Genomic DNA, 3370 nt, shown 5'->3' on the forward strand with positions numbered 1-3370 from the left:
CCGATGGATTGCTCTGCCAAAAGACCAAAGAGGATCAACAGCAAACTTGGCGGGATCAACATGCCTAGAACCGAGCTGCCAGCGACCACGCCAACGGCAAAACGGCTGGTGTAGCCATGACGGTGCATTTCCGGCACCGCAATTTTTGTAAAGACCGCAGCAGAGGCAATTGAAATGCCCGTTACCGCCGCGAAGACCGCATTCGCCGCGACAGTGCCAACGCCCAAGCCCCCCTTGATCCGGCGGAACATAGCGTTTGCCACATCAAAAGCGTCACGTCCGATGCCTGCCTCAGAAACGATGAAGCCCATCAGGACGAACAAAGGCACCACGCCAAAGAAATAGCTGGCGATTGCGTCGTTTGCGGCAAGGCCCAACATCTTGGCCGCCAGCAGCGCATTTCCTTTGATCGCCCAGACGCCGAGAAACGAGCAGAGGATCAAAGCGATGGGCACGAACATGCCGCCCATCACCAAGACACCCATTCCACCCAAAGCCATTAGCCCGACTTCAAAAGGAGACATCTAGCGTTCCTCTCTCATGAATACCGACGCAGAATGCGCGCTAGGAATTGCAGGGTTAACAAGCTGGCACCAATCAGGATCATCAATTTCACAGGCCAGACCGGCGCTGTGAAGTCCCCAACGGCCCCGATAAATTCAGACCGCTCCCATGCGCGGATAAAGATGGGATAGGTCGCGTAGATGATTGCACCGACGACCAGCGCCGCGAGCAAATCATAAAGCGTCTGCAGCATCTTTGCGACGCGCGGCGCGCGGGATTTTAAGACACCAAGCAATGCATTAGAGCGGGTCATTCGACCGGCTTTCAACGCTTGGGGCGCTTGCAAGAAAACGATGACGACAATCGAAAGCGTCACCATTTCCGGCACACCCGATATAGGCGCGTTGAACACATTGCGGCAAAACACATCTGCACCGATCAAAGCGACCAATCCGACGATCAACAGTGATCCACAGATGTTTGCCATCTGCGTTAGCCGATCCAGCCAACGCAGAGGCACAAAGCCTGAAGATGTTTCAGACTGCACTGGGATTACTCTTTGTCCCAGTCGCGCAGCGGCGTTGCACCGGCTGCGCGCATTTGCTCCATATAGTTGGCGAGCGACGCGGTGCCTGGCATCCCCTTGGCATCTAACCCCTCGGCCCAGCTTTTGGCCGCGTTGTCCATGCCAGCAGCCCAAGCCGCGCGCATGTCGTCAGATGCAACGGTGATCGTTGCGCCGTTCTCGCCCATGACTTTGAAGGATGTTTGCACAGCCGTTTCGAGCGCAGAGACATACCATTCCTGTGTTTCATCCGCAGCGGATGTGATTGCGTCCTGAACCTCACTTGGGAGCCCCTCAAACCAATCGACATTGGCGCAAAGCGATCCAGCGTATTGTGCGCCAAGCCCTGCGCGCGTGATGTGCGGTGCCACCTCGAACAACTTGCCCGGAAGCGCGGCTGAGGCGAAGACAATCACGCCATCAAACACGCCTGTTTTTAGCTCGTTGTAGTAGGTAGTGAGATTGCCGGACACACCGACCGCGCCAGTTCCGCCGAGCCAATTGAGCGCCGCGCCGGGTGCGCCAATTTTCTTCCCGTCTAGATCATCAAGTGAGGTCACAGGGAAATTGGTCATCAACAGATAGTCATCGATCACCACAGGCGCACCGATGTAAACAACGCCGTTGTCTTCATAGCTCTTTTGCATGTCAGGATCGTTGCGTTGTAGATCATGCATCAAATCGCTGATCGCACGCACATCGTCAGACACAAAGGGCGTGTAATACGTCACGTTTTGCACCGCGAGTTTCGCTGGATCGAACAGGGACTGACAGACGCCGATTTCCGCGAGCCCTGCTTCAACCGCTTCGAGTTCTTCCCCCACACCAGCAATCGCACCGCCATATTGGCCGCTGAAGGTTACCGAATGCTCGCTGCCTTCCAGTGCTTTCTGGACCGCTGGCACAAAGGCCTCATCGATCATTTTGATCCATCGGAAAACGGGTGGATGCCCCGCCGCAATCGTTGCTGAAAAACTGTCTGCCAATGCAGGCATCGGGGCGAGCGCCACCGTGGCCAAAAGCGCACCTTTAACAAAATGTTTCATGTTTTCCTCCCTTAACATGACGATCAATTATGCGGCGGCTAATGCAAGCACCCCGCCCGTACTAAATTTGATAAGTTGCTCAAGTATTTCTTCGATATCCTGTTTCTGCCTGCTCTCGCCCATCAACCGCTCCACGCGCCCATCCCGCGCGATGACAGCGATCAAAGCGCCCAGCGCAAGCGTGTAGCTTTGCGCGGCGACAACGCGGTCATCATGTCCCAAAACGATACGAATGCTCTCGATGAATTTCTGCGCGGTTGGATCGTAATGCTCTTTCACAAGCGCTTGATCCCTTTCGCGCCCGACGATGAGACCGCTGAAGATACGTGCATATGAACGCGCCCCACCCGATGGACCTAGGGGTGGGCGGAACAGCGCATTCAATATCCCGCTCAACGCTGTTTTGGATGTCAGATCGACCTGAGCGAGCAGTCCGAGGCGCTCTTCGTTAATCTTCTTGGAACGCTGCGCGATGACCTCAGCGTAGAGCTTGTCTTTGGTGCCGAAATGATAGTGCAGCAACGCTTGGGAAACATCGCCCCGTTTGGCAATTCCTTTCATCCCAGCGCCTTCAAATCCGCGTTCCGCAAACTCAACTTCGGCAGCCAAAAGGATTTGATCCACCTTAAGTGGTTTCAGGCCGGTTTTCACTTGGGAATCATCGGTGAGCATGCCAAAGCGTAAATCCTGACTGATCGATCAGTCAACAAATTGATGCTTTGCGATCCCACTCAAAGAGGGCGAGCCTCAAACTACGTTGAACTTTTTCCTGTATTCCCCTGCTGTTAGCCCTGTTTGGGCGACAAATAATCGGCTGAAGGCTGACACGTCTTGATACCCCACGTTCCAGCAAATCTGAGCAATCGGCAGTGAAGTTGTCTCGAGCATGGCTTTGGCTTTCTCTATCCGAAGCGCTTGAAGGTAGCTTCGCAGCGCCATGCCCGTCACCTTATGAAACCGTCGTTGTAGCGACCGCGTTGACATACCCGCCTGCGTCGCCAATTGCGCGACAGTTAGCGGTGTACTCAAATGGCTCTCGAGCCAAAGTTGTAGGCTTCGGATTTGGTCATCACCATGCCCGAGGGGTGGTCGAAAACTACGATAGCTGCGTTGCTCTCGGCTCGCGGGATCGATCAACATATGTTTGCAAGTGCGCGATACGATCGCGGGTCCCATCCAGAGACGGATCAGATGCAGGCCAAGATCAATCCACGCCATAACCCCACCCGCGGTAACGACGTCATGATCATCAATC

General features: G+C 54.9%; 5 protein-coding genes. All 5 read right to left on the reverse strand.

Translation table 11 applies throughout. The features are described from left to right. Positions 1 to 524: TRAP transporter large permease subunit (locus tag ABJQ89_RS16325; protein ID WP_348497218.1), on the reverse strand; the 524-nt coding region annotated here is incomplete at its 3' end. Between the two features lie 14 nt (positions 525 to 538). Then, a complete protein-coding gene (locus ABJQ89_RS16330) occupies positions 539 to 1051 on the reverse strand; it encodes a TRAP transporter small permease subunit (RefSeq protein WP_348497219.1) in 513 nt (170 codons plus the stop codon). A gap of 5 nt (positions 1052 to 1056) precedes the next feature. Next, positions 1057 to 2115: a C4-dicarboxylate TRAP transporter substrate-binding protein gene (locus ABJQ89_RS16335; protein WP_348497220.1), complete on the reverse strand. Its 1059-nt coding sequence runs from the start codon at positions 2113 to 2115 to the stop codon at positions 1057 to 1059. Positions 2116 to 2142: 27 nt separating this feature from the next. Continuing rightward, positions 2143 to 2787, reverse strand: coding sequence for a TetR/AcrR family transcriptional regulator (locus ABJQ89_RS16340; RefSeq protein WP_348497221.1), 645 nt, complete (start codon positions 2785 to 2787; stop codon positions 2143 to 2145). Positions 2788 to 2862: 75 nt separating this feature from the next. Continuing rightward, on the reverse strand, positions 2863 to 3370 hold a 508-nt coding region (locus ABJQ89_RS16345), incomplete at its 5' end, for a helix-turn-helix domain-containing protein (protein WP_348497222.1).

Origin of the sequence: Planktotalea sp. (assembly GCF_039984035.1) — a bacterium.
GTDB lineage: Bacteria > Pseudomonadota > Alphaproteobacteria > Rhodobacterales > Rhodobacteraceae > Planktotalea.